Raw genomic sequence first — 25,512 nt, forward strand, 5'->3', positions numbered from 1 at the left:
GTAGTAGGTGGAGCCTTTAATCATTTCGATAAAATATGTCAATTTCCTGCCTCTTTGGTGACGGGAATATAAGTTATGCTATAATCTTGTCAGATCCTATCCAGATGTCAGGAGAATGAGACTTGGCTAACCTATCCTTTGGGTATCTCAGGCTGACGCCGCCCAAAATACTATCACTGGGCTTTGTAATACTAATCGCGGCCGGCACCCTGCTTCTGTGTCTCCCTGCTGCTTCTACCGGCGGAAGAATCTCTTTCATTGATGCACTGTTCATGGCTACCTCAGCGACCTGTGTAACCGGGCTTGCTGTCATTGACACAGGAACGCAGCTGACGGCTTTTGGACAGATTGTACTGCTCGTGCTATTCCAGTTCGGCGGTCTCGGGTTCGTTACGATGGCGACGCTGATCACGCTGGTGCTGAACAAGCGGATCTCACTGAAGGAGCGCCTGCTGCTGCAGGAATCCATGAATCAGAATTCCATGCAGGGAATTGTGAAGCTGATCCGCCGGGTGCTAATCTACTCGCTGGTGATTCAGCTGACCGGGGCCATTCTTCTTGCCGCAAGATTTATGATGGACATGCCTTTTGGCAAAGCAGCGTATTACGGAGTATTCCATAGTATATCCATCTTCAACAATGCCGGATTTGATCTGTTCGGGGATGTTCACGGGCCCTTCAGCGGTTTAACCCGCTATGTTGAAGATCCGATTGTGAATATTACCTCCATGCTGCTGATCTTCCTCGGCGGTATCGGCTTTATTGTATTATCTGATGTAATCGACTTTCCGAAACGTAAGCGGCTGACTCTTCATTCCAAGGTAGTCCTTGCCACTTCTGCTGCTCTCATTGTGATTGGCGCGGCTATTTTCTTCTGGCTGGAGCTGAATTCCACGCTGAAGCCGCTGCATGCCGGAGGCAAGATAATGGCTTCCTTCCTGCAGGCGATTACGCCACGCTCTGGTGGGGTGACAACGATCGAGATCCCGCTGCTGCGTGAATCCACGCAATTCCTGATGATTCTGCTGATGTTTATCGGAGCAGCTCCCGGCTCCACCGGCGGCGGAATTAAGATTACCACCTTTGCGATTCTGGCCAGCACAGCCTATGCCAAGCTTCGGGGCAAAGAGGATATCGTAATGTTCCGCCACCGGATCTCGAAGGAGAATGTCTACAGGGCGATTACCATGACCCTGCTGTCACTGATGCTGGTGGTCATCTCGACCATGCTGCTGTCCGTGACGGAAAGTGCGGATTTTCTGACCGTGCTGTTCGAGGCAGTCTCCGCTTTCGGTACTTCCGGTATAACAATGGGACTGACTACAGAGCTGACAACAATCGGTAAGGTGCTGGTGATCATTCTGATGTTTGTCGGCCGGACAGGACCGCTTACACTTGCTTATGCACTCAAACCGAAGAATAGTAAGGAACTCTACCGGTACCCTGAAGGCAATATTACCATCGGCTAAACTCTGCGTTACCTTTGAAATGTGAAATGCGACCCTGTGCGGCAAGATTATCCTGCCGGAACGGAGTCGCATTTTTTAATAACAGCTTGTACATAGAAAGTCTATTGTATGACAAGGCTATCCGGAAAGGGTCTAGGCTTCCTCCTCCGGAATCTCCTGAGTGTCGAGTGCCGCGTCCAGCAGCTGATTGTATACATCGTCATCATTCTCCAGCAGGGCATCCACCTCAAGGAACTGCTCTTCACTTCCCGGTTCACCGGCGAAGCTCAGGCTGTAATCCCATTCGGTTCCCCGTGAACTGAAGAAAGTGATCTCATAAGGGGAGCTGTGATTCTCCAGTGTAAACACCGTTCTCCCGACAAAACTTCTATCCTCTACGCGTTTCATTTCTGCATTGGTGATTTCTAGGTTCATACTCTTTCCTTCCTTTCATCTGATCATGCCCACAATATTCAGTATAACATTGATATGTAAGCAATTCCTTTCCTTTTGCGCTGTAATTGACTTTTTTCATCCGGCGGTTAATAATTTAGTACAATGCTTATTCCGAGCTAAAATTATGGTAATGGAGGAAATCGCAATGACTCAAACAGAGCTTCAATCCAAGCTAAGTAAATATGCTGATCTGGCTGTGCAGATCGGTGTAAATGTTCAGCCGGGGCAAATCCTGGTCGTGAACGCTCCGATTTCCGCAGCCGAGTTCGTCCACCTGATTACCGCCAAAGCATATGCCATCGGCGCAAGCCAGGTCAAGGTTAACTGGAGTGACGAGTTCATTACGCGCCAGCAGTTCGAGCATGCTTCACCGGAAGTGTTCACCAAGGCTCCAACCTGGTACGCGGGTGAAGTAACCGAATTCGCCGAGAACGGTGCTGCATTTCTGAACGTTATTGCCGAGAATCCGGACGCGCTCAAAGGCATTGATCCTGAGCGGATTGCCAACTTCCAGAAGACCCGGGGGGCTGCACTTACGAAATACCGCGAAATGCAGATGTCCGATAAAGTCAGCTGGAGCATTGTAGCCATCCCGTCCCAGCCTTGGGCAGACAAGGTATTCCCTGACGTGCCTGAAGAAGAGCGCGTAGATAAACTCTGGGAGGCAATCTTCCACACCGTACGCCTGGACCGCGAAGACCCTGTAGCCGCATGGCAGGAGCATCTGGATACGCTGGAGCAGAAAGCGGATGTTCTCAATGCTAAGAAATACAAAAGCCTGCATTACATAGCACCTGGAACCGACCTTAGTATCGAGCTGCCTGAAGGCCATATTTGGGCGCAGGGCGACAGCATCAATGCCAAAGGTCATTCTTTTGTCGCCAACATGCCAACCGAAGAAGTGTTCACGGCTCCGAAGAAAACCGGCGTTAACGGCACTGTCAGAAGCACGAAGCCGCTCAGCTACGGCGGGAATATTATTGACGGCTTCTCGATTACCTTTGAACAGGGCCGGATTATCAGCGTAAGCGCAGAGCAAGGCCAGGAAGCTCTGGAATATCTGATCAGTCTCGATGAAGGCGCCAAGTACCTGGGTGAAGTCGCACTCGTGCCGCACAACTCGCCGATCTCCGACTCCAACATCCTGTACTTCAACACCTTGTTTGATGAGAATGCGTCCAACCATCTGGCGATCGGCACCGCATATGCCTTCTGCCTCGAAGGCGGCAAAGAAATGAACCAGGATGAGCTGATCGCCCATGGTCTCAATACCAGCGTAACCCATGTCGATTTCATGATCGGCTCAGCAGAGATGGATATTTATGGTATCACTGCTGACGGTACGCGTGAGCCTGTATTCCTGAAGGGTAACTGGGCATTCTAATGCCTTTTCTACTCCATATTACAAAATAGAAGATCGTGAAAGGAGCTGAAATCATGCTGGATTTCAAGCAAAAGCTCGAAAATTACGCCCTGCTCGCTGTAAAGATCGGAGTCAACATTCAGCCCGGTCAAACGCTTGTAGTCAATGCGGATATCGTCTCCGCAGAGCTGGTACGGCTCATTGTACGCCAAGCCTATGAAGCAGGAGCAAAGCTGGTAAAGGTTAATTATACCGATGAATTCGTTACACGGACACGTTATGATCTTGCTCCATCCGAGAGCTTCCTCGAGCCGCCCAAGTGGCAGGCGGATGAGCTGGAGGATCTCGCGCGTAATGGCGCTGCGTTCCTGACGATTATCTCGGCTAATCCGGACTTGCTAAGCGGGGTAGAACCAAGCCGGATCTCTGATAACCAGAAGACTGCCGGCCAGGCCATGGCTCCTTACCGGGAGATGATGATGGCTAACCATGTCAGCTGGAGCGGCATCGCCTTCCCTTCTCCTTCATGGGCTGCCAAGGTATTCCCGGACGCTGCCCCTGAGCAGCAGATTGAACTGCTATGGGATGCAATCTTCAAAGCTGTGCGCGCAGACCAGGAGAACCCGGTTGCAGCCTGGAGCAGCCATCTGGGCGGCCTCAAGCAGCGCTGCGATCTGCTGAACGCCAAGAAGTACCGCAAGCTTCACTACACAGCACCGGGAACCGATCTGACGATCGAGCTGCCTGAAGGCCATATCTGGTGTCAGGCCGGTGCGGTGAACAGCCGCGGTATTTCCTTCCTGGCCAACATTCCGACCGAGGAAGTGTTCACGGCCCCGCTGAAGACCGGTGCGAACGGCAAGGTCAGCAGCACCAAGCCGCTTAGCTACGGCGGCAACATTATCGACCGTTTCACCTTGACCCTGGAGAACGGCAAGGTCACAGACTTTACCGCAGAGGTCGGCCAGGAGGCCTTGGCTTCCCTGCTGGCTATGGATGAAGGCGCGGCCTACTTCGGCGAAGTGGCCTTGGTGCCTTTCCACTCTCCGATCTCGGAGAGCGGCATTCTCTACTACACCACGCTGTATGACGAGAATGCTTCCTGTCACCTAGCGCTGGGTGCTGCTTATGCTTTCACGCTGCAGGACGGCATCAATATGACGAAGGAACAGCTTGCTGAAAGAGGCATGAACCAGAGTCTGACACATGTAGACTTTATGATGGGTTCCCCGGAGATGAGCATCGACGGAATTGCCGATGACGGCTCTGTTGACCCTATCTTTCGTAACGGAGATTGGGCTTAAGCTTTTGCCTGTGGATTGTAGCTTGAGGATTGTGGTTTGACGTTTGTTAATGAATTGTGGCCCCGCCGTTCCCCTTATGGGAGAATGGCGGGGTCATTTTGTATAAGAGAGCTATGGAGTTAGTGTATCGAGAATTTTCCGACTCAGATTCCGCTAAGTAACCTTGGCAGGGTGTGCTCCCATCGTACAGCTTGGAAATAGAATCGTTAGTTTCCTGCTTGTTCATTCCTCCAATAGCCCAAATTTGAAGATTAGTTCAAAGAATATTCACAATATTGTTGAATTTAATTCACAAATATGTCACAATACAATTAAGGATGGTATTTACAAGTTCCGCATCCAAAGTTACCTCGAAGCTTCTGATGCCAGAATTGCGAAGTGATGCTGGAAGTTTATGCTTACCAAACACTTAGGAGGGAATCCTGATGAAAGAATCTTTTAACCAAGAAGTGGATTCGACTGAACCGGAACGTCTGGAAGTCCAGGCCCCCAAAGACTTAAGTATCGTAGCCTCCGATGCAATCAAGTACACAGCCTACATCATGCTGCTGTTCGGGTTCTTGTACTTTTTGATTGCATACCTCGCCCCTATGCTATAAGGCTGCTTCAATATATACGCTTCCCCGTAAGCGCTTACGGCCGGTCTGTTCCTAAGGGAAATGGATTAGCCGTTTTATTTTGCAGATAGGGGTTCTAGAAACAGCCTCTCTAATTTGGCAACTACGGCTATACAAAAAAAGTAGCCCCCGCTAATCTCGAGGACTACCATAATATGCTTATTTCCAGCCTAACGCTTTGCTGATCCAGGCTATCGCTTCCGGCGTCCAGCTCCCGTCCATTCTCGAACGCAGCCACGCCACCGCCTCTTCTCTCGTTCCTTCAAAAGATTCAATTCCCGCTTCGTTCATCCAGTGGCCCGAGGTTTCAAAAGAGGTACTGTTCCACCCGTTCGGCTCACCGTCCGCATTCAGCCGTTGCTTAACTCCGGAGATTACAATATCCAGAGTGCCCTGAAGCTCGGTTACGGCGTTGTCAAAAGCCGTTTTCTTCTCTTTGGCCTTCATATCAGCCATAGAACGGAGCTGGCGTGTCTCTATGCCTTCATGCTCCCGGATAATCTGCAATAACGTTAGCGCTTCTTTGGTAGCAAGACCGCTGTCATACCGCTCCTCCAGGGAACGCGGACTTCCTGCTGCCGCCAGATAAGCGGGAAGCCACTCACGGGATACCAGAACGGCTTTTTTCTTGATAAACTTTCCATAACCGGCCAATCCTTCTCCCGGAAATCTCACCCGCCAGCCCCAGGGGTCCAGCTCGGAACCGGTATGCCAGTTCTCCGCCAGGGTCAGCCCGTTTACAGAAGGATGCCCAGGGATCAACGGGGCCAGCGGTACGATCCCCAGCTTGGCCACAACCTCAGCCATCTCCTCAAATGTTGTAATACTCTCTAGGCTTTCTACACTACCCACTCATTCCGCCTCCTCGATGTAAATTCATTCAAGCTCATCTGCTCCCTCACCCATGCAGCGGATTCCGGCAATATAAGCGCGGATCAGCCGCGTAAGACTGACATTCAAGTCCAGCGGCATTCCGAAGCCGCCTTGATTCTCAAGGGCAGAGAACCCGTGCAGTATGCTGCGCAATCCCCGGACGGCGTGCAGGTTCCCTTCCTCATCCAGCCCAAAGCAGGACAGGACTTGAATAATCAGTGACAGGACCTTCCCGCCCGCAGCCTCCAGTGCGGTATCTCCCTGCTCAGGTGCTCTCAATGTTGTTTCGTACAGCCCCGGATGTTGTCTGGCAAATCCGATGTAAGCCTGACTCAGCGCATGAACGGCCTGTTCGCCCCGTGCGCCTTCCGCTGCCGCTGACATGGCGTCATAGAGCTGCTCCAGCCCGTGAATCGCCAGCAGTGTCCGCAGACCCGCGAGTCCGTTAATGTGATTATACAACGACGGCGGGCGAACGCCCAGCTTGGCCGCCAGTGCAGCCAGCGTCACCTCCTGAACACCCTGTTCATCAGCCAGCTCTGCTGCTGCCAGCACCAGAGTATGTGTGTCCAAACCGGCTCTAGCCATGCACCTTCCCTCCATTCACCAATACCCTGCCCGCCTCTGCTGCCGCATGTTTCATGGATTCCACCGGGTGCCTCACCAGATTTCCATGTCCTACAGCCAGCACTGAAGGCACTAGATCAATCAGCTTATAGGCACTGGCCAGTGCCTGCTCCAGACTCCATGTCGCCATAGCCGGAAAAGGAAACAACGGCACCTTCTTGCCGGACACAGCGGTTGCCCGGAAGGTCTGGAACGCATCTCCTACAATCAGTGCGCCACTGCGCTGATCCCGGAAAGACATAGATCCCGGAGTATGCCCGGGCGTACTTATGGCCGTCAATGAACCGATGGTATCCCCTTCGTACAGCAGCACATCGGGCTTCGTTGCTATCTTGGACGGTACACTGCCCTTAATCGGGGTCTGAAGCTCACCTGCCCTTAGCGAGCGGTCACCGGCCAGCAGCGCCGCATCCCGCTCCGAGATATAGACCTTGGCCTCTGGAACAAGCTTTTTGAGCGTATCCAGCGCCCCGACATGATCCATATGGCCATGGGTTAGCACGATCCGGGTAAGCGGCTTTTGAAGCCTGGCGGACTGTTGTAGAATACCTTGTAAACTATATGGCATGCCTGCATCTATTAGAGTAAGCTCCTCTTCTTCTTCGACCAGATAACAGTTAACGGGAAATAAGCGCGGCAGCCAGGTAAGCTGGTGCAGATACCCTTCTTGAGTTACTCTCATAAGGACCCTCCTTGAAACTAATGTAATTAGTTAAATAATAAACTAATATGATTAGTTTTACAAGTGGCACTTGTATTTTCTACATATGTACTGAAAAAACGAGGGTTAAATCCCCGCCGATTGCGGATTCTTCCTAGTTCTCCGAATCCAGCGTTTTGTCGGCATTTTTATTGGGTCGCTTGATCATTAGCCACTGCAGCGCGGTAATTCCTAAGAAGAAAACCATTATGTACATTATATATTGCATTTAGGATATAAAATAAACACCATCCGCAAGGAATGGTGCCTATGGCTCCTGAAACTATTGTAATGCCTGTCCGTCAGCCGAAACGGCCCATAATATATTCCTGGGTCATCTGATTCTCCGGATTGCTGAAGACCTTCTCGGTCTTGTCATATTCCACAAGCGAGCCCAGATAGAAGTAGGCTGTATAATCCGAGATCCGCGCTGCCTGCTGCATGTTATGGGTAACGATTACGATCCGCAGCTCTTCCTTCAGTTCCTTAATCAGCTCCTCCACCTTGCCTGTCGATACAGGATCAAGTGCTGAAGCCGGCTCATCGAGCAGCAGGATCTGAGGGTTAACCGACAATGCCCGGGCAATACACAGACGCTGCTGCTGTCCGCCGGACAATGCCAGTGCAGAGTCCTTCAAGCGGTCTTTGACCTCATCCCACAGGGCGGCGCGGCGCAGGCTGCTCTCCACGATTTCATCCAGTGCTTTTTTGCCTTTAATTCCATGATACTTAGGACCAAAAGCGATATTGTCATAGATGGATTTATAAAAAGGGTTCGGCTTCTGCCAGACCATGCCGATTTTTTGCCGCAGCTTAATGACATCTGTTCCTGAAGCATTGATATCTATACCGTCAATCCAGATGCTGCCTTTGGTAGTCGAGCCGGAGATATCATCATTCATCCGGTTAAGAGAACGGAGAAAGGTTGATTTCCCGCAGCCGGAAGGGCCGATCAATGCTGTTACCGTATTCTGGGCGAAGGGAAGACTAATTCCTTTAACCGCCTCATAAGTGCCATAAAAAATACTCAGATCCTCAGTTTGAAATGATTCGCGTACCACCGGTTCCGCTATGCCCATCTCTTACTCCTCCTAAAAGTTTTGTCAGCATCCGCTTCTTGCATCACCTTCGCAAAACTTGCTTCGAAAGCATACACTTAGTTTTGTCAGCATCCGCTTCTTATTAGCCTAGTTCATCCTCTTGGAAGCGGTAAGCTTGCGGTAGATGAATCTGCCGAAGTAACGGGCAGCCAGGTTGAAGATTAATACGGTCAGCACCAGCACTGCCGAAGCACCTGCTGCGATCTGCAGCGCATCCGGCGCCAGACCTTCGCTGTTGACCTTCCAGATATGAACCGCCAGTGTTTCTGCCGGACGGAACGGGTTAAGCGGTGAAGAAGGACTAAGCGGATTCCAGTTGCTGAAATCCAGACGCGGACTGCTCATCCCCGCCGTGAACATCAATGCCGCCGCTTCACCGAAGACGCGTCCGGCGGACAGGATCGTTCCCGTAATGATCGTTGGCAGAGCAACCGGGAGCAGTACCGAAGTCACAATCTTCCACTTGGATAAACCAAGCGCGAAGCCTGCTTCCTTCTGCTGCTTAGGCACCGTGCGGAAAGCCTGCTCGGTGATACGAACCATCAGCGGAAGGTTGAAGAAGGTAAGCGCGAGTGCTCCCGAGATCAGGGAGAATCCGAGATTGAAGGTATTGACGATCAATAAGAGACCGAACAGACCGACGATGATGGACGGGAAGGAAGATAACACTTCCACAACCAGCCGGATGAAGTTAGTCAGTCTGCCGGGACGGGCATATTCTGCCATGAAGATCCCCGCTCCAAGTCCAAGCGGTATAGTAATGATCAGGGTCAGCACCAGCAGGAACAGGGAGTTGAAGAGCTGAGGTCCTACCCCGCCTCCTGCACGGATCTTCTGTGGTGCCGAAGTCAGGAAGTCCCAGCTGATATGACTCATCCCGCGGATGAGGATATATCCAAGCAGGCCAACCAGAATAGCTACGATAAGCAAAGCGAACGTTACAATAATAGCAGTGGCAATTTTGTCTGCTGTTCTCGGCTTCAAATTTTATTTCTCCTTTCGAGCATTCTAACAAGCAATACGAATACAAATGTCATCAGCATAAGCACGAGAGCCATGCTCCATAGCGCGTTGTTCTGCGGTGAACCCATCGTCGTGTTCCCCATACCCAGCGTAATAACACTGGTTAGAGTAGACGCGGATTCGAACAGCGAACGCGGCACAAAAGGAGCATTACCGATAACCATCTGTACAGCAAGTGCTTCACCGAATGCACGGGCCATCCCCAGTACCACCCCCGTCATAATAGCCGGGAAGGTCGTCGGGAGAATGACACGGGAGATCGTCTGCCAGCGAGTGGCACCGAGCGCAAAGGAGGATTCTTTCAAGTTTTGCGGCAAAGAAGCAAGCGCGTCTGCAGCCACGCTGGTAATGGTCGGCAGGATCATCACCGACAGTACTAGCGCGCCTGCAGCAACCCCGATGCCCTGTCCGGGCAATGTATTCCGCAGAAAAGGCACAATGACACTTAAGCCAACGAATCCGTATACGACAGACGGAATACCTGACAACAGCTCAATAACCGGCTGCAGCAGTTTTTTGCCCCACCCAGGGACGATTTCAGTCATAAATAATGCGGCGCAGATGCTAAGCGGACTTGCGATAAGCGCGGCAAGCAGTGTTACCAGGAAGGAACCGGCTATAAACGGAAAAGCTCCATAAGAAGGCGTATCCGCTTCAGGCGACCATTTTGTGCCGAACAGGAAATCGGAAACCTTAACCTCACCGCTTACAAAGTTCGCAATTCCTTTAGAGGCTACAAAATAAACCATCGATACAATGATTACAATCAATAGCAGTACACAAAAGGACATATAAGCGCGTCCGATAAAATTCTCTATATGATGTTTTTCAAACCGCGTTTTCTTTGGTTTTACCCTCAAGATGCTCCCTCTTTCTAAAGTGAAAAGAGAGGCAGAAGAAATCCGCCTCTAATCACATGAAGTTCTAATGGATGATACCTGTGAATGAATCTGTAGTACTTACTTAGTTGTTACAGTTCCTGCTACATCGCGGGATACCTGCATCTGCGAAGCCGGGATGTAACCAAGCTCTACTACGTCACCTGTCTGTACTTCGTCAGTCATCATGAAGTCCAGGAATGCTTTTACTGTTTCATTCGGCTCACCGTTAGTGTACATGTGCTCGTAAGCCCATACCGGATATTTACCGGAAATTACGTTGTCTACAGAAGGTTCAACGCCGTCATAGCTCAAGGTTTTAACGGAATCGTCCAGATAGGACAGAGCCAGGTAACCGATAGCTCCCGGTGTTTCACCGATAATTTTCTTAACAGTACCGGAGGAATCCTCTTGAATAGATCCTGGAAGATCATCCGTTTTGGTGCCAAGCGCGAAGCTCTCGAAGGTTGCGCGTGTACCTGAGCTTGCAGGACGGTTGATGATCTGAATCGCCTGGTCAGCGCCGCCGACTTCGCTCCAATTCTTGATTTTGCCAGTGAAGATGTCGACCAGCTGCTGCTTAGTCAGTGTATCTACGCCTGCATCCGGATTGCTTACTGCTGCGATAGCTACAACGGCTACCTGATGATCAACCAGCGCTGCCGCTTTTTCTGCATCAGCATCTTTCAATTTCTCTTCTGCGAATACGTCGGAGTTACCGATATCCACTTGCTTCTCAGCCACTTGTGTCAAGCCTGTTCCGCTTCCGCCGCCTTGAACCTGAATATCCACGCCTGCATTGGCATCCATGAATTTCTCTGCTGCCTGCTCTACGAGCGGCTGCAGTGCTGTGGAGCCCGAAGCCAGGATAGATCCGCTTAATTCGGCGCCGCTGCTATTTTGTGTATTTGTTGCAGCTGCATTGCCTCCGTTATTGGTTGCCGCATTATTTCCCCCGTTGCCACATGCCGAAAGTGCTACTACGCTTGTTAAAGCCAAAGCCATGATCCAAGATTTTCTGAATTGCATTGTTTTTTTTCCTCCTAAAGGTTTTGTGAGTGTCTGCTTCATTGGTCTGCTTCGTACAAAACTCACTTTGGAAGCATTGTCTGTGCTCATGTCAGCTTCTCTTCTGACTCTTCTTATTCTAGGGCTCGTTCGTTATGTAAAAGTACTGAGTTTGTAAAGCGGAAGATAAAAGTTATAATAGATTTTGAATAATGGCATAGATATATTCTATATATAAGCAACAATCGCTAATTTATCGCCATCTAACCGGAGGAATCAGCATGAATCTTGTGAAATTACAAATCGTAGTCCTGATTGAAAAATATAAAAAGGTAACGGACGTAGCCGCCGAGATGGGACTTAAGCAGCCGACCGTCTCCTTCCATATGAAGAGTCTCGAGAGTGAGCTTGGCGCTTCACTGTTCCAGTTCCGGAGCGGCCGGGTGCTGCTGACCGATGCCGGACGCGCCCTGTATCAATATGCTGTGCGGATTGTATCGCTGACGGCAGAAGCAGAGCGGACAGTTAAGCAGTTTACCTCTCTGGCTTCGGGGAATCTGGAGCTTACAGCAAGCGACATCCCCGGTAATTATCTTGTGCCTAAACTGCTGTCCCAATTCACTGGCCTGCATGATGGAATTGATGTGTTCCTGTCCATACTGCCGGATGATGCCGTCAGGGAGCGTCTGCGGAGCCGTGAGATTCAGCTGGCCGTGCTGCACAGTGCGGACGGACAGGATGATTCCTTCCATACTCAAGTGATTGCCAGAGATGAAACGGTGCTGGTTTTTGCGCCTGGCCATCCTTTTGCCGGAGCGCAGGAAATTACGGTAGAAACGGCAGCAAGAGAACCCTGGGTGCAGCATGAAGCCGCCTCCTTCCTGCGCGGAATCTCCGACAAGTGGACGCAGCTCAATCATGTGAAAGTGTGGAACCATGCCGTACTCGGCTCGCCGGAGGCGGTCAAACGTATGATTAGCGGCGGCGGGATGGTCGGAGTATTCTCCAAATCAGGGATTGAGGCCGAGGTGGCGGCCGGAAGTCTGGCCTATGCCCCGCTGCCGGGACTTCATCCCGGGGATGGTGCATTTGTGCTGGCCTGGCGCAAAGACTACACCCTCTCCCCGCTACAGAAGGCTTTTGCCGGAATGGCAGGCAGTGACGGATTACAGGAGGAGGACCAGCGCGAAGATCTGATACCCAGTGAATAGCTTGACTTCCGGGCGGTGGATGTCATCGCAGGGATTTCCAGATTATCCGCATTCCTGAGCAGGAATCTGGTAACTTTATATAAAATCCTGCCCAAAATGCAACAATTCCCTCATTATATTTACCCGAAACTAAAATTGTTGTAAAAAAGGCAGCATTTCATCTTTTCCAAGCGGCTGAGCAGGATTATTCTTGTATTTCATACAACAATCGATCTGAACACCTGGCTATCCATACATCAAAGTTGTAAAACGTACAACACTTCACTCACTAGTACCGTACTATGAAGTCACCATTCTGCCGTAACGAATCAAATGTAAAGAATTGAAATTTACATTTACATAACAAAAACGGTATCCCTTAGCGCACGAACGTAACCGTGCTTCAAGAGATACCGTTTGTTTGAAACATATGACTTCTTAGGTTTCACACTATAAATTACTGCTATTTCCCGCTGAAACGGCTTTGCTGTCTTTAAAAAGGGACGGCAAAGCCGTTTCCACTTCGTTTATTATCTTTTTCCCGCCACCAGAGTGAAGGTCTTGGGAATTCCCTTGTCATATACATCCGACGACAGGTTGGGCTCTTCCACCAGTTCCTGAATAACAAGCCCGCTGGCCGCAGCAGCCGTTACAATCTCGCCGAGTGTCCAGCGCCGCCAGTAGACTACATTAGGTCTGTCTGCCCCCGCTGCTTCTCCGGAAGAAGGCATATACTTGGAGTAGGACACCTGCTTCTCTTCCAGTGCCGTATCGAAATAATCACCGTTCACTTTATGCTTGCGCACCTTGGCAGTTGAACCCTTGGAGGAGATCAGCTTGGTCGTTACCGGGTGGAAATCGCGCAGTACGAACTTCCCGCCGGGTGCCAGCAGCCGGTATGCCGTAGTCATAAACGGAGCCAGGTCGGTGAAATAGTGGACAATTCCCATTTCCGCAAACACCAGGTCATACGAGCCGTCCAAGACGGCTTCAGGCAGTCCCAGCACATCTGAGACGATATAATTCAGCTTCACTCCGGCTTCCTGCGCCAGTTCAGCAGCATAACGCCCATTCGCCTCCGAGAAATCAGCAACCGTCACTTCTGCCCCCATCAGCCCCAGCGCTACCGCCTTCATGCCGTTCGAACCCATCAGGTTCATAATCTTGCGGCCCTGCACATCTCCCATATAGGCATTCAGCGGGAACAGCTTCCCAGCCGGATCTTTGGCCAGCTTCTCTGCTGCCTCGGCTGGTGATCCGAACCGGCTAGTCCATGCCGCATAGGTATCCTCATTCCACAATTCTTCACTGGAAGGAGCGGCCCCGCCGTTTAGACCTGAAGGTTCATTCTGATCTTGTTCATTCATTACGTTCGTTACCCCTTTATATATGTTCTGTGAAAATAATGTCATCGCTCCACCGTCTAACACATTATGACGCATTAGGCAGAGCTTCCTGGAGCTTGAGCGCCTTCCTGCGTCCGGAATACAGATAGACCCCGAGGCCGGCCATGACCAGCACGCCTCCTGCCCATTGTAAACCGCTCAACTGTTCCCCCAGCAGCAGGAAAGCAAGAATGCTAGCGCCGACAGGCTCTCCCAGAATATTCATCGATACTGTAGTCGCTGATGCATACTGCAGCAGCCAATTAAACAGAATATGGCCGAATACGGTTGGTACCACCGCCAGCAGGACAAAGATGCCCCATTCCCGGGCGGGATAAGCGAAGAAAGGTGTACTTGTTACCAGATTGTAAACAGCAAATACGATGGCCGCAGAGATGAATACAATCAGGCTGTACAAATAGGAAGGCATACGCGCCACCAGCTTCTGACCGATTAATAAATGTGCGGCTACAGCTACCGTTCCGCCAACCGACAGCATGTCACCCTTCAGGTTCTCGGCGGACAGTCCTATATCGCCCCAGCCGATAAAGACAACCCCAAAGATTGCAATAGCCATACCCAGCATAGCTGAGGCGCTGTTTCGCTCTTTATACAGTATGTACGCACCCAGCATAATGAATAACGGCTCCAGAGCCATGATCATTGTCGAGCTGGCCACTGACGTGTAATTCAGCGATCCCATCCAGAGCAGAAAATGAAGGGCCAGCATTACACCGGAAGCGCCCAGCAGCAACCAGTCTTTCAGGCGCAGCGCCCAAGCTGCTCCGCTATAGCGGCGGGCGAACGGCAGCATCAGCAGTGAGGTGAACAGCAGCCGGTACATCCCCTGAACCGACACCGGAGCAGACGACCATTTAATGAAGATAGAAGAAAAGGATATGGCCACAATTCCGATCACCATCAGCAGCGGTACGGGAACGGGCGGTTTTTTGGGAATCATACGTAGTTGCCCCTTCGTGTTTTGTAAGACTCATTATGTTAATTTAACGCAAATTGCAGAAAAAAGCAGCATTTTTCATTAAAAGAGACATAGAATCCGTCTTTCAGCGGGTTCCATGCCTCATACGAGCTATACCAGTGCTAATAAGCATCTGTATCTATGGCTTAAGTACAACCTTGATACAGTCCTCTTCCTTCTCTTGAAACACCTTATAGCCATGCTCTGCTCTGCTGATCGGCAGCCGGTGGGTGATGATATCTGTGGGATCGAACTTATTCTCCTTAATCATCTTGTAGAGCAACGGCATATAATGAATGACCGGAGCCTGTCCCATCTTCAGCGTAATATTGCGCTCAAACAGATGACCGAGCGGGAACATATTATAGTTCAGCCCATACACCCCTACAAGCTGAATCGTACCGAATTTGCGGACCACCTCTGATGCGATACGGAACGCCCCAAGTGAGCCGCCCTGCAGCATTAATGTGGTCTCCACCTTTTCTACAACCGTCTTCTTGGCGTCGAGACCTACACAATCAATGACCACATCGGCCCCGCCACGGGTGATCTCCTTCATGTGCTTCTCGAACTCTTTAATTTTCTCAAAATTAAAAATCTCCACATTATTCGTTTGCTTCGCATGCTGCAGCCGGTATGGGATATGGTCGACGGCAATGACCCGGGATGCGCCTTTCATCCAGGCGAATTTTTGTGTCAGCAGACCTACCGGCCCGCATCCGAGCACAATTACGGTATCTCCGGGCTTCACGCCGGCATTCTCAACCCCCCACCAGGCGGTAGGTACAATATCCGAGAGGAACAGCAGCTTCTCGTCTTCCATCTCAGCATCCTCCGGAACGACAAAGGGGCCGAAATTTCCGTACGGTACACGCAGCAGTTCGGCCTGCCCGCCGGCGAAGCCGCCGTAAGTATCCGAATAGCCCAGATAACCGCCGGTATCCTTGGCTTCATTCGCGTGGTCACATTGGCTCTCCATCTCGTGCTGGCAGAAGAAGCATTGCCCGCAGGCTACATTAAAAGGGATAATGACACGGTCACCCTTCTTTACCTTGGTGACCTCCGGTCCCACATCTTCCACTATTCCCATAGGCTCATGCCCGATAATGTAATCATCATGCATGCCGGGGATTTCGCCATTATAGATATGCAGATCCGATCCGCAAATGGCGGTTGAGGTAATGCGGACAATGATATCATCCTTTTTCTCAAGCCGCGCATCAGCGACTTCCTTAACCTCGACTTTCTTCTTGCCCTGATAGGTTACTGCCTTCATGTTGAGAGTCACTCCTTCAGAAGTTGGGTATGGACATCGCAGCTGTAAATTCACGCTACACTATGTTATAACCCCAAATCCTCCGGCTTTATCCGTGCAGCAGCGGAGAATACATCATCAGTGCATGGTTCTCGGCGACAGCCTCATCACCCGCGAGCTCTCCTGTATGGGTAAGCACCCTGCGGCGGATAGCGTTACTTCGTACATATCCTCCCCACGGCTCCAGGCTGATCACATGGCCGTCTTCATAGACCTCATAATTGTAGAGCTGCCGGCTGTCACAACGCCACTCCCCGTGCAGATGGGTCTCATCCAGATGAAGCTTCAGCTGGTAGGTGTACTCCGTATCATTTCTAAGCTGCAAATCCAGATAGTTATAGGAACAGGTGGCCCCGCTGCCAAAAGGCTGTGTCCGCTGCTCATCGGGAAAAACATCATAGCTGTGCCGGTGCCGTTCAGTAACCGTGAGCGGTGTATGCAGCGCCATCCAGTAGATCAGATTCGACAATTGGCAGAGTCCGCCTCCCGTTCCGGACCGGAAGCCGCCATAATGCAGAACCATTCCATCCAGATATCCCTTCCTGCGGGTCGGCTTTCCGATACTCCGCCAATAGGAGAAAGTCTCGCCGGGACGGATGACGAGTCCGTCAAGCTTGGCAACAGCCAGGCGCAAATTCGTTATTTTATTATACTGCAGCTGCATATCGACATTACGCAGGCTCCGAAGCAGAGGTGTGGCATGGCTGGCCGCCTCATAAGGCAGAGCTTCCGGGCGAAGTTCCTTGGCGAGCCTGCCCCGTGCTGTGATCCATTTCCAATATCTTTTCCAGATAAAATAGCGCTTGCCGGCAAATAATCTCAGCCTGGAGCGGCGGATCGGCTTCATTGCGGTAATTACCGGATTCATCGGAAGGTTACTTCCTGTTCCGAGCGCAGCGCAGCAATTCCGGAGCCAAGCGCATCATTATGCTGCTTCACGATTTCTTCACCTGTGAGATGGTTATCATCGAAGGTACTATGTGCATCTTTGACCAGGACGCTGGAATACCCAAGGCTATGTGCGCGTCTGCTGGTGGCATTTACACAGTAATCCGTCTGCATCCCGCAGATAACCAGCTCCGTCACTCCAAGCCGTTCAAGCTCTTCCTGAAGCCCGGTGAGATGGAAGGAATCCGGAGTTGTCTTCTCGATTACCTTCTCCCCTGCCTGCGGTGCAATGCGGCTGCTGATCTCCCAGGTAGGGATCCCCTTCACAAATTCCCCCTCTTCTTCAGTATGCTGGATGTAAATCACCGGAACCCCGGCTAAGCGGGCCTTGTCCAGCAGCGAGCTGATCCGTTCCAGAACCCCTTCTTCGTCAAACAGCTTCATATCAGGATAAGCAAACATCGCCTCTTGAACATCAATAATCAGTAATGCGGTTGACATCATCAATTCCTCCCCGGACTGTTATTCTCCTGCTGCAGACTTTCTTCTGCATACCAGCTGGACCGGATTGCCGTCCGGATCATTTATCCATGCGGATCGCAGATCATTTAGGAAATCATGTGCTGCCGAAAGAAGTGTACCGCCGTTCTCCAGCAGGTATTGAAGCGCCAGATCCGTCCTCTGTCCAGAGGGCCAGCTCGCTGCCAGTGTTGGTTCCAGGCGTCAGCCCATGTACCTTATTCGCTGAAGTCCTGCTGGCCAGCCCCAGCTTGAAGCCATCCAGCACAAGTTCATGATGCACGGCTTCACCCTCGATTTCCGCAGTGAAAGTCAACTTAAACCCTAGCTTTTCATAGAAAGTTCTTGAACGGGCTAAATCTGTGACATACAGATTAATTTGCGGGCTTTTGAATTCCATTTCATTCCCTCCTCCAGATGCTGTAACCATGGCGTTTAAGCACTAATACTCCCTAATATTATAACTGATAATTCACTCTGGTAGCTTATCCGAGATCACCAGGATAAAGGTAGCCAGCGGTCCCAGCAGCAATGACAGCAGAAACCAGTTTAATCCGCTCCGGTTTTTCCCCTGGGCAATTCCCGCATTAATCAGTGCCAGCGTTCCCCAGCCTGCGTAGTATCCGTTCTCCATTTCAATTCCCCCTCATACTTGATCATCCATCAAGTATATTACGCCTAGAATGGGTGATGCACCTCCGCTTGTTACATTAATCCTAATAATTACATTAAAAGGTATTGGGTACCGGCACCCCGAAGGAAGAGCAGGCGGACCGGGGGACTATAACACAAAGACCGGACCTCCGCATCGCAGAGGTTCGGTCTTCATTCAATATATAATGCGCAAGCCTTACTTGCCCCGCTTATTATGCCAGATTAGTGCGTGAAGCTGCGGCAGCACCCGCGCCTTGTTCATCTGCGGGTCGGCAATCACCAGATTAAACAGCCATTCCAGCCGGCCCAGCAGGCGGCCTGAAATGTCGCCTTCCTCGGTGACATTATCGTTCCCCGGCTGAAGAAACAGCGGGACCTCCGGGTACCTGAAATGTACCTTCCGGGCATATTCATAATCCTCCTGGCTAAAAACAACCACCTTCAGGCTATGGGCAGCCTTGCCGCTGCTGCCGACTCTAAGCATAATCTCATCCAGCTTATCCCAGTCGGTCTTCATCCCGGAGCTTGGCGGCTTGGGGCTGATCGTCAGCACATCGACATCACTGAACCAATCCTGCCAGCGGCTGCCCTGTGTCTCGATGGCCGCCTGGATACCGCGTTCGTGGAGCAGGGTGATGAACTCACCCATGGCTTCCCCGATAAGCGCCGGATTGCCTCCGGAGATGGTTACGCAATTGAAATTATCTCCTGCCAGCTCAAGCAGCCCGGCGAGAATCTCCTGCGGTTCCATCAGGGTTACTTTATCTTTCGCCGATCCGTCCCAGGTGAAGGCGGAATCACACCAGCCGCAGCGGTAATCGCAGCCGTAGGTGCGGACGAACATCGTTTTGACACCGATGACCGCCCCTTCCCCCTGAATCGTCGGGCCGAACATTTCGATAACGGGTATTTTACTCATGGTCGCAGCCTCCGTACAGACGGTAAGACGGCCCCGCTTCCAGAATGTCTGCCGCCAGCACCTCCGCCCAGGAGGTCGGAGTCTCCCACAGCTTGACCGAATAGACCGGTAAGGAAGCCCGCTTCAGCTCATAAGCGATGTATGCTGACATGTTCTCCGCCGTCGTACGGAACGACAGCAGTGCTACCTTGGAGCCAGTAGCCGTAAGTGTCTCCAGTACAGGCTCATTGCCCATGGCCAGGAAAGCATGATCCAGCTGGTCGACTACAAGCTGCTTCACCGTCGCTTTGATATCGCTGAAATCGATGACAAACCCCTCATCCGACTGGCCGTGCTCCACGGACGGAACGCCCTTCAGTACAACCTCAAGCTTATACGTATGCCCGTGCAGATTACTGCATTTCCCCTTGTGCCCTATCAGCTGATGGGCGGCGTCAAAGGTAAAGATTTTGCAGACAGATACTTCGCCCAGCATTATAGTCCAGCCTCCTGGCGCTCCGCCTCATATTGCTCAAGGCCGCGCTGGCGCAGCAGACATGCCGGACAGGTGCCGCAGCCGCTGCCGATAATCCCGTTGTAGCAGGTAAGCGTCTGCTCACGGATATAGTCGAAATAGCCAAGCTCGTCGGCCATTTTCCAGGTTTCTTTTTTGTCCAGCCACATCAGCGGAGTATGGATTACGAACTCATAATCCATCGACAGATTGAGTGTGACATTCAGTGATTTCACGAACACATCCCGGCAATCCGGATATCCGCTGAAGTCCGTCTGGCAGACACCGGTGATGATATTGCTATAGCCCAGCTGCTTGGCCAGAATCGCTGCAAAGGACAGGAATAGCAGGTTCCGTCCGTCTACAAATGTACTCGGCAGCTCCTCGCCCTCCCCGGCAGCGATTTCGATATCGTCCCGGGTTAGCGCGTTCGGGGCCAGCTGATTCAGCAGTCCCAGATCGAGAATATGCTGCTTCACCCCAAACTTCGCGGCAATCTCCTTGGCGACTTCGATCTCTGCCGCATGGCGCTGATTATAATTAAAAGTAACCACCTGAACCTCCTGGAACTGCTGCAAAGCCCATACCAGACAGGTGGTGCTGTCTTGGCCGCCGCTGAAGACGACCAGTGCTTTTTTATTCATCGTAAGTTCTCTCCTCCTTATTGTTCTGTGTGCTGCGGATCTCCCGGATTAACGGTTATCCACTTTCTCGGGATACAGGTCGTGGTTCATCAGCCGGTGCTCGGCCATGGCCTCATACTTCGTTCCCGGACGCCCCCAGTTGCAGTAAGGATCGATGGAAATGCCGCCGCGTGGCGTGAACTTGCCCCAGATCTCAATATAGCGGGGCTCCATCAGCGAGATCAGATCATTCATAATAATGTTGACACAGTCTTCATGGAAATCCCCGTGATTGCGGAAGCTGAACAGATAGAGCTTCAGGGATTTGGATTCAACCATTTTGATATCAGGAATATACGAAATGTACATCACGCCGAAATCCGGCTGTCCCGTAACCGGACACAGGCTGGTGAACTCCGGGCAGTTGAATTTGACAAAATAATCACGGCCGGGATGCTTGTTATCGAACGCCTCCAGAATTTCCGGAGCATAGCCGAAATTATACTTCGTACCTTGATTACCCAGCAGGGTAACCTCCTGCATTTCCTCTTTCAGTCTGCCTTCTGACATGACAAAAAACCCCTCTCTTTTCCCTAGGCTCACGGCCTGAACTGGAAAGAAGAACGAGATTTCGAAAACCTGGCTCTACTAAGATGAGACACGCGCGGCATAACAAGAAATAAGTACAGGCAAATGCCCGTACTCCTTAAGCCCCCGGATATCCGGAAAGCTGCTCATGCCTGTAGCGGTCTTAGTTTTTTATAGAGGGAGTTTGCGAACCTCTCCTGCGCTTGCGCGCGCAGATTCCTTCTTTGTGCTTATGACTATACATATGGTGCGTCTTGAACTATACCATGATTGCCGGAGGCTTGACAACCCTCACAGCTGATCCAGGATCAGCGAGCACAGCAGCCCCATGGCGGCGATAAATCCCGTTAGCGGTCCACCGTCCTCATAGGCTTCCGGCATCATGCTGGAGGAGACCATCGCGATAATCCCGCCCCCGGCAAAAGAAGCAATCATCGCCTCCGTATACCCGCTTGCATGGTCCATAAATGTATAGCCAGCGCCTGAAGCCAGGGTGGAGATTACCAGTACGCCGAGCCAGAGCAGCATAATTTTTCTTTTGCCGTAGCCGTCCTGCTTCAGCCCTGCCGTGCTCGACAGCCCTTCCGGAATATTGCTGATAAAAATAGCAATAACCAGCAGCAGACTTACACCTTGGCCGGCAATCAGACTGGCCCCGATCATGATCGACTCAGGAATAGCATCCAGTACCGTTCCGGCAAAAATAGCCATGCCGCTCCCGCCTTTAGCTTCCGTCTTCCCTGATGCTCTGGCTGAGCGTTTGCGGCCGGCTCCGCCTTTCCGCGAGATATACCAGTCAAACAGCGTGAACACCAACGCTCCTGCGGTAAAACCGATGATCGTCGGGGTCAGCCCGCCGTCACTCGCGGAATCCTCCAGCAGTTCATAAGCAGCTGCTCCAATAAGTACGCCTGTCCCGAAAGCCATAATGAAGCCGATCAGCTTGGTGGGAATGGACAGGAACAGAGCGAGCAGCGCCCCGAGTAACACAGCTGAGCCGGAAATGGCGCCCCACATCAATGCACCCCACATTATGCTCACCTTCCCCGTTTATGTATTGTTAATAGAAGTGCATAGATGTAGTTTACACCCTAATGGGGAACTGCAAACAATGCATCTTCCGGCGGGCACCTATTCGAGATCTATTCTTTTACGCTTATATATTATTCATTATGTTAATTATTAATATTATTAATTATATTTCGCCTTCACGGGAATGGAGCAGTTGGTTAGGCTGTGAGCGGAGATGTGACAAGCCGATGGATTCATTTGCCCGGAAAAGGGTAACTTAGAATTATCAATCTCTTACTAACCAAAGGATGGGATCCTATATGGAACAAAACGTACAGAAGCTTATCGATTGGCTGGAGGCGCAGGAGCATGCAACCCTGGTGATCAAGAAGCAGGAGCTGGATGATCTGGATACAGTTCACTTTAATCTGGACACCGTAGACTACCGCAATGCCGAGGATGTTCTTGATGAATACCTGGGCAGTGCACTGATTCTGCGGGGAACGGGAAATACACTCAATGCAGACGGTGAGCTTGTGCCGCTTCCGCAGCCTAATTATGAGATCGCGGTCAGCGGGCTGAAGCTGAATACAGTAGCTGAGGATAATGTCGAGCTGGAGACGGACAGAGCGAAATATTCCTTAGCCTTAAGCTGAATGATCTAAGTATTACAGGAAAGTTGTGCGCGTCATGTTTATTTCCCCTCTACTTGAGACACATACAGGCCATGGGTGAAACACACCCATGGCCTTACACACGTCTATTGATTCAGATACAAGAATTTATTAGCTGATTTATGCTTCTTCCCCGAGAATCTCAACTTCCGTCTCCAGCTCGACATCGAATTTTTCCTTCACCGTTGAACGCACATGCTGAATCAGTCCGATGTAGTCACTGGCTGTCGCATTATCCGCATTGACGATGAATCCGGCATGCTTGCGAGATACCTCCGCTCCGCCGATGCGTGTTCCCTGCAGGCCGCTCTCCTGAATCAGCTGGCCGGCATAGCGGCCCGGCGGCCGCTTGAACACACTGCCGCAGGAAGGATATTCCAGCGGCTGTTTGGATTCGCGGAGATAGGTCAGCTCATCCATGGAGGTCTTGATCGCAGCAGGATCACCCGGCTGAAGCGCAAATCTGGCCTCCAGCACAATATACTCTCCGCTGGCAAAGATACTTTTGCGGTATCCCCACTGAAGCTGGTCGCCCTGCATAGTAATAAGCTGTCCGTCCTTGTCGATCACAAGTGCACTTTGCAGCACGTCCTTAACCTCACCGCCGTAAGCTCCGGCATTCATATACAGCGCCCCGCCTACCGTGCCGGGGATGCCGCAGGCGAACTCCAGCCCCGTCAGCTCCAGCTCCAGCGCATATCTTGAAGCATCGATAATCTTCGCCCCGCACTGCGCGTAGAGCAGTCCGTCCCGGATGCCCATTTCCGTCATGTCGGAGGTCTGAAGCACAATACCGCGGATACCCCCGTCCCGGATAATGACATTCGAGCCGTTTCCGAGTACAGTAAGCGGAATATGATGATCATGCGCATATGTAGATATTCTCTGAATTTCATCGTAGGTTGCCGGAGCAGCCCAAATATCCGCTTCCCCGCCCATGCGGGTATACACCAGATGCTTAAGACTCACGTGGCGCTTCAGCGAGCCTCCGGTGACCAGCTGCTGCAGGTCCTTATATATGTTGTCGATATTCATACTTCATGCTCCTAACTCTATGAAAATGATGACCGTGATCATCTGCCTGCCTCAACTGTGCATTGCGGCAACCACAACTTTAACAACGAACAGGCTCCCTTGTCAATGACAGGAGCCTGTTTGGAAGCTGCATACAGCATTATTATGTTTCATCATTCCCGTTTATAACCTAACTTCCGGCCGCAGCACGCTCTGAACGGAATTCTTCCCTTCTCGCTGTACGTTCCTCTTCTTTCATCCGGGGGCAGGTATAACATAGACGACCGCCTTCTGTCCGGTAGTACATACAGCAGCGGTTGCGCATCTGTACAGTCTGCTCCGGGTCAGCGAGCGATTCAATTCTCCGTACCTTCACATGAAACGGATTCCGGGGCATCTGGAATACTTCAGCAGGCAGTTCATCTTTCAGATAGCTGTAATCTGCTTCAATCCGCTTAAGCACCGCTGGATCGGTAATTCCGGCTGCAAAGGACTCCACATAATAATTGAATTTGGACGGCATCTGTCCCCAGATCTCACCAAGTGATAAACCGCTCACCTGTGAAATACAGCGTACCAGAGGACCGGCAGTCTCTTGATAAAAGCGGGCAAACACATCATTACGCCACGCTTCCCTGCTCTGCTGCTCCTCAGGAGCCTGCTCTGTCTTCCACACGTGAAGGGAGAAGGCAATCCGGCAATATCCGTCTGCCGGAATGAGATGAATCCCCAGATTCGCTAGGCTGAGCTCAGGAACGAAGGAGAATCCTGTGACTGAATACTGAACCGCAAGCGCCAGATTGGACAGATAGCCGCCGAAATATGCAGCAACCGCTTTATCGTCCAGTGCTTTCATTAACGGCCCGTAAGTGTCTACAAATGCCCTCATACCCTGCTCATGCACCAGTTCAGCCGCAGCGAAGGAGTGCAGAGCTCCCTCCGGTACCGCAGGATGCAGGTCAAACTTGGTGGTGAATTCCTTAATCAATAGTTCGTTCATTGCATTGCCCCTCTCCGCTCCACTAGCCTGCACAGCTCGCGCTTATAGTCCCGCTGCCTTGTACGCAGCCAGCTCGTAAGGAAGGCACAGCGGCACTCCGGTACGCGGATCAGGCACAATATCGGCTTCAATGCCGAATACCTCGCGCAGAACTACCGGTGTCATTACATCAACCGGCGCCCCTTCACTGATCACATTGCCGGATTTGATCGCTACCATATGCTGCGCATAACGGGAAGCATGGTTCAAATCATGTACCACCATGATAATCGTCCGGCCTTCTTCTTCATTCAGCTTCTGCAGCAGCTGCAGCACCTCCAGCTGATGGGCCATATCCAGGAATGTCGTCGGTTCGTCAAGGAACAGAATATCTGTCTGCTGCGCCAAAGCCATGGCAATCCAGGCCCGTTGACGCTGTCCGCCGGAGAGCCGGTCAATCGGACGGTCGTGGAACTCTGTCATACCGGTAACTTCGATTGCATTAGCAATGATGCTGCGGTCTTCAGGCGTCATGGTTCCGAAGCCCTTCTGATGCGGGTAGCGGCCGTAACCCACAAGCTCAGATACAGTCAGACCGTCAGGTGCAGTAGGATTCTGCGGCAGAATCGCTAGCTGCTTGGCCACCTCTTTGGTGGCCAGGTTATGAATGGATTTGCCGTCGAGCATGACACTGCCGCTCTTCGGCTTCATGATGCGTGCCATCGTCTTCAGGATAGTCGATTTACCTGAGCCGTTCGCTCCAACCAGCGCTGTAATCTTCCCTGTCGGAAGTGACAGGTTCAGCCCCTTTACAATCATTGCCTCTGCGTATCCGATACTCAGCTGTTCTGTATTCAAACGTTCCGACATGATACTCACTCCTC

The 25,512-nt window shown here is 51.5% G+C and carries 29 protein-coding genes and 1 riboswitch; of the genes, 6 read left to right on the top strand and 23 right to left on the bottom strand.

Annotated elements, in window-relative coordinates; translation table 11 throughout:
• Nucleotides 1-122 precede the first annotated feature (122 nt).
• Nucleotides 123-1,469, top strand: coding sequence for a TrkH family potassium uptake protein (locus NSU01_RS18585; protein ID WP_042236724.1), 1,347 nt, complete (start codon nt 123-125; stop codon nt 1,467-1,469).
• Nucleotides 1,470-1,601: 132 nt separating this feature from the next.
• Here NSU01_RS18585 and NSU01_RS18590 read toward each other — a convergent pair whose 3' ends face one another.
• Nucleotides 1,602-1,883 (bottom strand): hypothetical protein, encoded by a 282-nt coding sequence (locus NSU01_RS18590; RefSeq protein ID WP_076243058.1) that lies wholly within the window; start codon nt 1,881-1,883, stop codon nt 1,602-1,604.
• 166 nt (nt 1,884-2,049) lie between these two features.
• On the opposite strand from NSU01_RS18590, the gene NSU01_RS18595 reads away from it, so the two are divergent.
• From NSU01_RS18595 to NSU01_RS18605, 3 genes are all read left to right on the top strand, one after another.
• A complete protein-coding gene (locus tag NSU01_RS18595) occupies nt 2,050-3,288 on the top strand; it encodes an aminopeptidase (RefSeq protein ID WP_042137704.1) in 1,239 nt (412 codons plus the stop codon).
• A 53-nt stretch (nt 3,289-3,341) separates the two neighbouring features.
• Nucleotides 3,342-4,571 carry an aminopeptidase gene (locus tag NSU01_RS18600; protein ID WP_076243057.1) on the top strand — a complete coding sequence of 410 codons (1,230 nt, stop codon included), beginning with the start codon at nt 3,342-3,344 and terminating at the stop codon, nt 4,569-4,571.
• A 425-nt stretch (nt 4,572-4,996) separates the two neighbouring features.
• On the top strand, nt 4,997-5,170 hold the full coding sequence (locus NSU01_RS18605) for a hypothetical protein (protein WP_156118649.1): 174 nt from the start codon (nt 4,997-4,999) through the stop codon (nt 5,168-5,170).
• A 177-nt stretch (nt 5,171-5,347) separates the two neighbouring features.
• On the opposite strand, the gene NSU01_RS18610 is transcribed toward NSU01_RS18605, so the two are convergent.
• From NSU01_RS18610 to NSU01_RS18640, 7 genes are all read right to left on the bottom strand, one after another.
• On the bottom strand, nt 5,348-6,040 hold the full coding sequence (locus NSU01_RS18610) for a hypothetical protein (RefSeq protein ID WP_083705310.1): 693 nt from the start codon (nt 6,038-6,040) through the stop codon (nt 5,348-5,350).
• A 24-nt stretch (nt 6,041-6,064) separates the two neighbouring features.
• The gene (locus tag NSU01_RS18615) at nt 6,065-6,649 is read right to left on the bottom strand and encodes a TetR/AcrR family transcriptional regulator (RefSeq protein ID WP_076243056.1); all 585 of its coding nucleotides are present in this window, start codon (nt 6,647-6,649) and stop codon (nt 6,065-6,067) included.
• Nucleotides 6,642-7,370 carry an MBL fold metallo-hydrolase gene (locus NSU01_RS18620; protein WP_076243055.1) on the bottom strand — a complete coding sequence of 243 codons (729 nt, stop codon included), beginning with the start codon at nt 7,368-7,370 and terminating at the stop codon, nt 6,642-6,644. The genes NSU01_RS18615 and NSU01_RS18620 overlap by 8 nt, the downstream gene beginning before the upstream one ends.
• Before the next feature lie 320 nt (nt 7,371-7,690).
• Nucleotides 7,691-8,467, bottom strand: a complete 777-nt coding sequence (gene pstB, locus NSU01_RS18625; RefSeq protein WP_039298903.1) for a phosphate ABC transporter ATP-binding protein PstB — start codon at nt 8,465-8,467, stop codon at nt 7,691-7,693.
• A gap of 108 nt (nt 8,468-8,575) precedes the next feature.
• Nucleotides 8,576-9,472: a phosphate ABC transporter permease PstA gene (gene pstA / locus NSU01_RS18630; protein WP_042137714.1), complete on the bottom strand. Its 897-nt coding sequence runs from the start codon at nt 9,470-9,472 to the stop codon at nt 8,576-8,578.
• Entirely contained in the window at nt 9,469-10,371 is a 903-nt protein-coding gene (gene pstC, locus NSU01_RS18635) for a phosphate ABC transporter permease subunit PstC (RefSeq protein WP_039298909.1), read from the bottom strand. Before pstC ends, pstA begins: the two co-directional genes overlap by 4 nt.
• Before the next feature lie 99 nt (nt 10,372-10,470).
• The gene (locus NSU01_RS18640) at nt 10,471-11,418 is read right to left on the bottom strand and encodes a phosphate ABC transporter substrate-binding protein PstS family protein (RefSeq protein WP_042137717.1); all 948 of its coding nucleotides are present in this window, start codon (nt 11,416-11,418) and stop codon (nt 10,471-10,473) included.
• Nucleotides 11,419-11,678: 260 nt separating this feature from the next.
• Here NSU01_RS18640 and NSU01_RS18645 point away from each other — a divergent pair, with 260 nt between their 5' ends.
• Complete coding sequence (locus NSU01_RS18645; protein ID WP_076243054.1) at nt 11,679-12,608, top strand: LysR family transcriptional regulator; 930 nt, start codon at nt 11,679-11,681, stop codon at nt 12,606-12,608.
• A 509-nt stretch (nt 12,609-13,117) separates the two neighbouring features.
• Here NSU01_RS18645 and NSU01_RS18650 read toward each other — a convergent pair.
• The 12 genes from NSU01_RS18650 to NSU01_RS18705 form a co-directional block, all read right to left on the bottom strand.
• Nucleotides 13,118-13,954, bottom strand: coding sequence for a class I SAM-dependent methyltransferase (locus tag NSU01_RS18650; protein WP_076243185.1), 837 nt, complete (start codon nt 13,952-13,954; stop codon nt 13,118-13,120).
• Between the two features lie 64 nt (nt 13,955-14,018).
• Nucleotides 14,019-14,933, bottom strand: coding sequence for a DMT family transporter (locus NSU01_RS18655; protein ID WP_039298918.1), 915 nt, complete (start codon nt 14,931-14,933; stop codon nt 14,019-14,021).
• 157 nt (nt 14,934-15,090) lie between these two features.
• Entirely contained in the window at nt 15,091-16,227 is a 1,137-nt protein-coding gene (locus NSU01_RS18660; protein WP_076243053.1) for a zinc-dependent alcohol dehydrogenase, read from the bottom strand.
• A gap of 88 nt (nt 16,228-16,315) precedes the next feature.
• Nucleotides 16,316-17,134 carry a VanW family protein gene (locus NSU01_RS18665; RefSeq protein ID WP_042137725.1) on the bottom strand — a complete coding sequence of 273 codons (819 nt, stop codon included), beginning with the start codon at nt 17,132-17,134 and terminating at the stop codon, nt 16,316-16,318.
• Nucleotides 17,131-17,658 carry a cysteine hydrolase family protein gene (locus NSU01_RS18670; RefSeq protein ID WP_042137727.1) on the bottom strand — a complete coding sequence of 176 codons (528 nt, stop codon included), beginning with the start codon at nt 17,656-17,658 and terminating at the stop codon, nt 17,131-17,133. The genes NSU01_RS18665 and NSU01_RS18670 overlap by 4 nt, the downstream gene beginning before the upstream one ends.
• 112 nt (nt 17,659-17,770) lie before the next feature.
• Complete coding sequence (locus tag NSU01_RS18675) at nt 17,771-18,073, bottom strand: VOC family protein (RefSeq protein ID WP_076243052.1); 303 nt, start codon at nt 18,071-18,073, stop codon at nt 17,771-17,773.
• Between the two features lie 72 nt (nt 18,074-18,145).
• Nucleotides 18,146-18,307 carry a hypothetical protein gene (locus NSU01_RS18680; protein ID WP_167549552.1) on the bottom strand — a complete coding sequence of 54 codons (162 nt, stop codon included), beginning with the start codon at nt 18,305-18,307 and terminating at the stop codon, nt 18,146-18,148.
• Nucleotides 18,308-18,523: 216 nt separating this feature from the next.
• Complete coding sequence (gene queE, locus NSU01_RS18685; RefSeq protein WP_042137728.1) at nt 18,524-19,246, bottom strand: 7-carboxy-7-deazaguanine synthase QueE; 723 nt, start codon at nt 19,244-19,246, stop codon at nt 18,524-18,526.
• Complete coding sequence (gene queD / locus NSU01_RS18690; RefSeq protein WP_042137730.1) at nt 19,239-19,721, bottom strand: 6-carboxytetrahydropterin synthase QueD; 483 nt, start codon at nt 19,719-19,721, stop codon at nt 19,239-19,241. Before queD ends, queE begins: the two co-directional genes overlap by 8 nt.
• Nucleotides 19,721-20,383, bottom strand: coding sequence for a 7-cyano-7-deazaguanine synthase QueC (gene queC, locus NSU01_RS18695; RefSeq protein ID WP_039298934.1), 663 nt, complete (start codon nt 20,381-20,383; stop codon nt 19,721-19,723). The genes queD and queC overlap by 1 nt, the downstream gene beginning before the upstream one ends.
• Nucleotides 20,384-20,431: 48 nt before the next feature.
• Nucleotides 20,432-20,932 carry a preQ(1) synthase gene (gene queF / locus NSU01_RS18700; RefSeq protein WP_042137732.1) on the bottom strand — a complete coding sequence of 167 codons (501 nt, stop codon included), beginning with the start codon at nt 20,930-20,932 and terminating at the stop codon, nt 20,432-20,434.
• Nucleotides 20,933-21,107: 175 nt separating this feature from the next.
• Nucleotides 21,108-21,151, bottom strand: a riboswitch (PreQ1 riboswitch).
• A 90-nt stretch (nt 21,152-21,241) separates the two neighbouring features.
• Nucleotides 21,242-21,982 carry a membrane protein gene (locus NSU01_RS18705; RefSeq protein ID WP_042137733.1) on the bottom strand — a complete coding sequence of 247 codons (741 nt, stop codon included), beginning with the start codon at nt 21,980-21,982 and terminating at the stop codon, nt 21,242-21,244.
• A 299-nt stretch (nt 21,983-22,281) separates the two neighbouring features.
• On the opposite strand from NSU01_RS18705, the gene NSU01_RS18710 reads away from it, so the two are divergent.
• Nucleotides 22,282-22,617, top strand: coding sequence for a hypothetical protein (locus NSU01_RS18710; RefSeq protein ID WP_039298941.1), 336 nt, complete (start codon nt 22,282-22,284; stop codon nt 22,615-22,617).
• Nucleotides 22,618-22,755: 138 nt separating this feature from the next.
• Here NSU01_RS18710 and murB read toward each other — a convergent pair whose 3' ends face one another.
• From murB to NSU01_RS18725, 3 genes are all read right to left on the bottom strand, one after another.
• Nucleotides 22,756-23,670 carry a UDP-N-acetylmuramate dehydrogenase gene (gene murB / locus NSU01_RS18715; RefSeq protein ID WP_042137735.1) on the bottom strand — a complete coding sequence of 305 codons (915 nt, stop codon included), beginning with the start codon at nt 23,668-23,670 and terminating at the stop codon, nt 22,756-22,758.
• 169 nt (nt 23,671-23,839) lie between these two features.
• Complete coding sequence (locus NSU01_RS18720; RefSeq protein ID WP_052421904.1) at nt 23,840-24,649, bottom strand: (2Fe-2S)-binding protein; 810 nt, start codon at nt 24,647-24,649, stop codon at nt 23,840-23,842.
• Nucleotides 24,650-24,691: 42 nt separating this feature from the next.
• Nucleotides 24,692-25,498 carry an ABC transporter ATP-binding protein gene (locus tag NSU01_RS18725; protein ID WP_076243051.1) on the bottom strand — a complete coding sequence of 269 codons (807 nt, stop codon included), beginning with the start codon at nt 25,496-25,498 and terminating at the stop codon, nt 24,692-24,694.
• Nucleotides 25,499-25,512: the final 14 nt, after the last annotated feature.

This window comes from Paenibacillus sp. FSL H8-0259, assembly GCF_037963255.1.
GTDB classification, from domain to species: Bacteria; Bacillota; Bacilli; order Paenibacillales; family Paenibacillaceae; genus Paenibacillus_AQ; species Paenibacillus_AQ phytohabitans.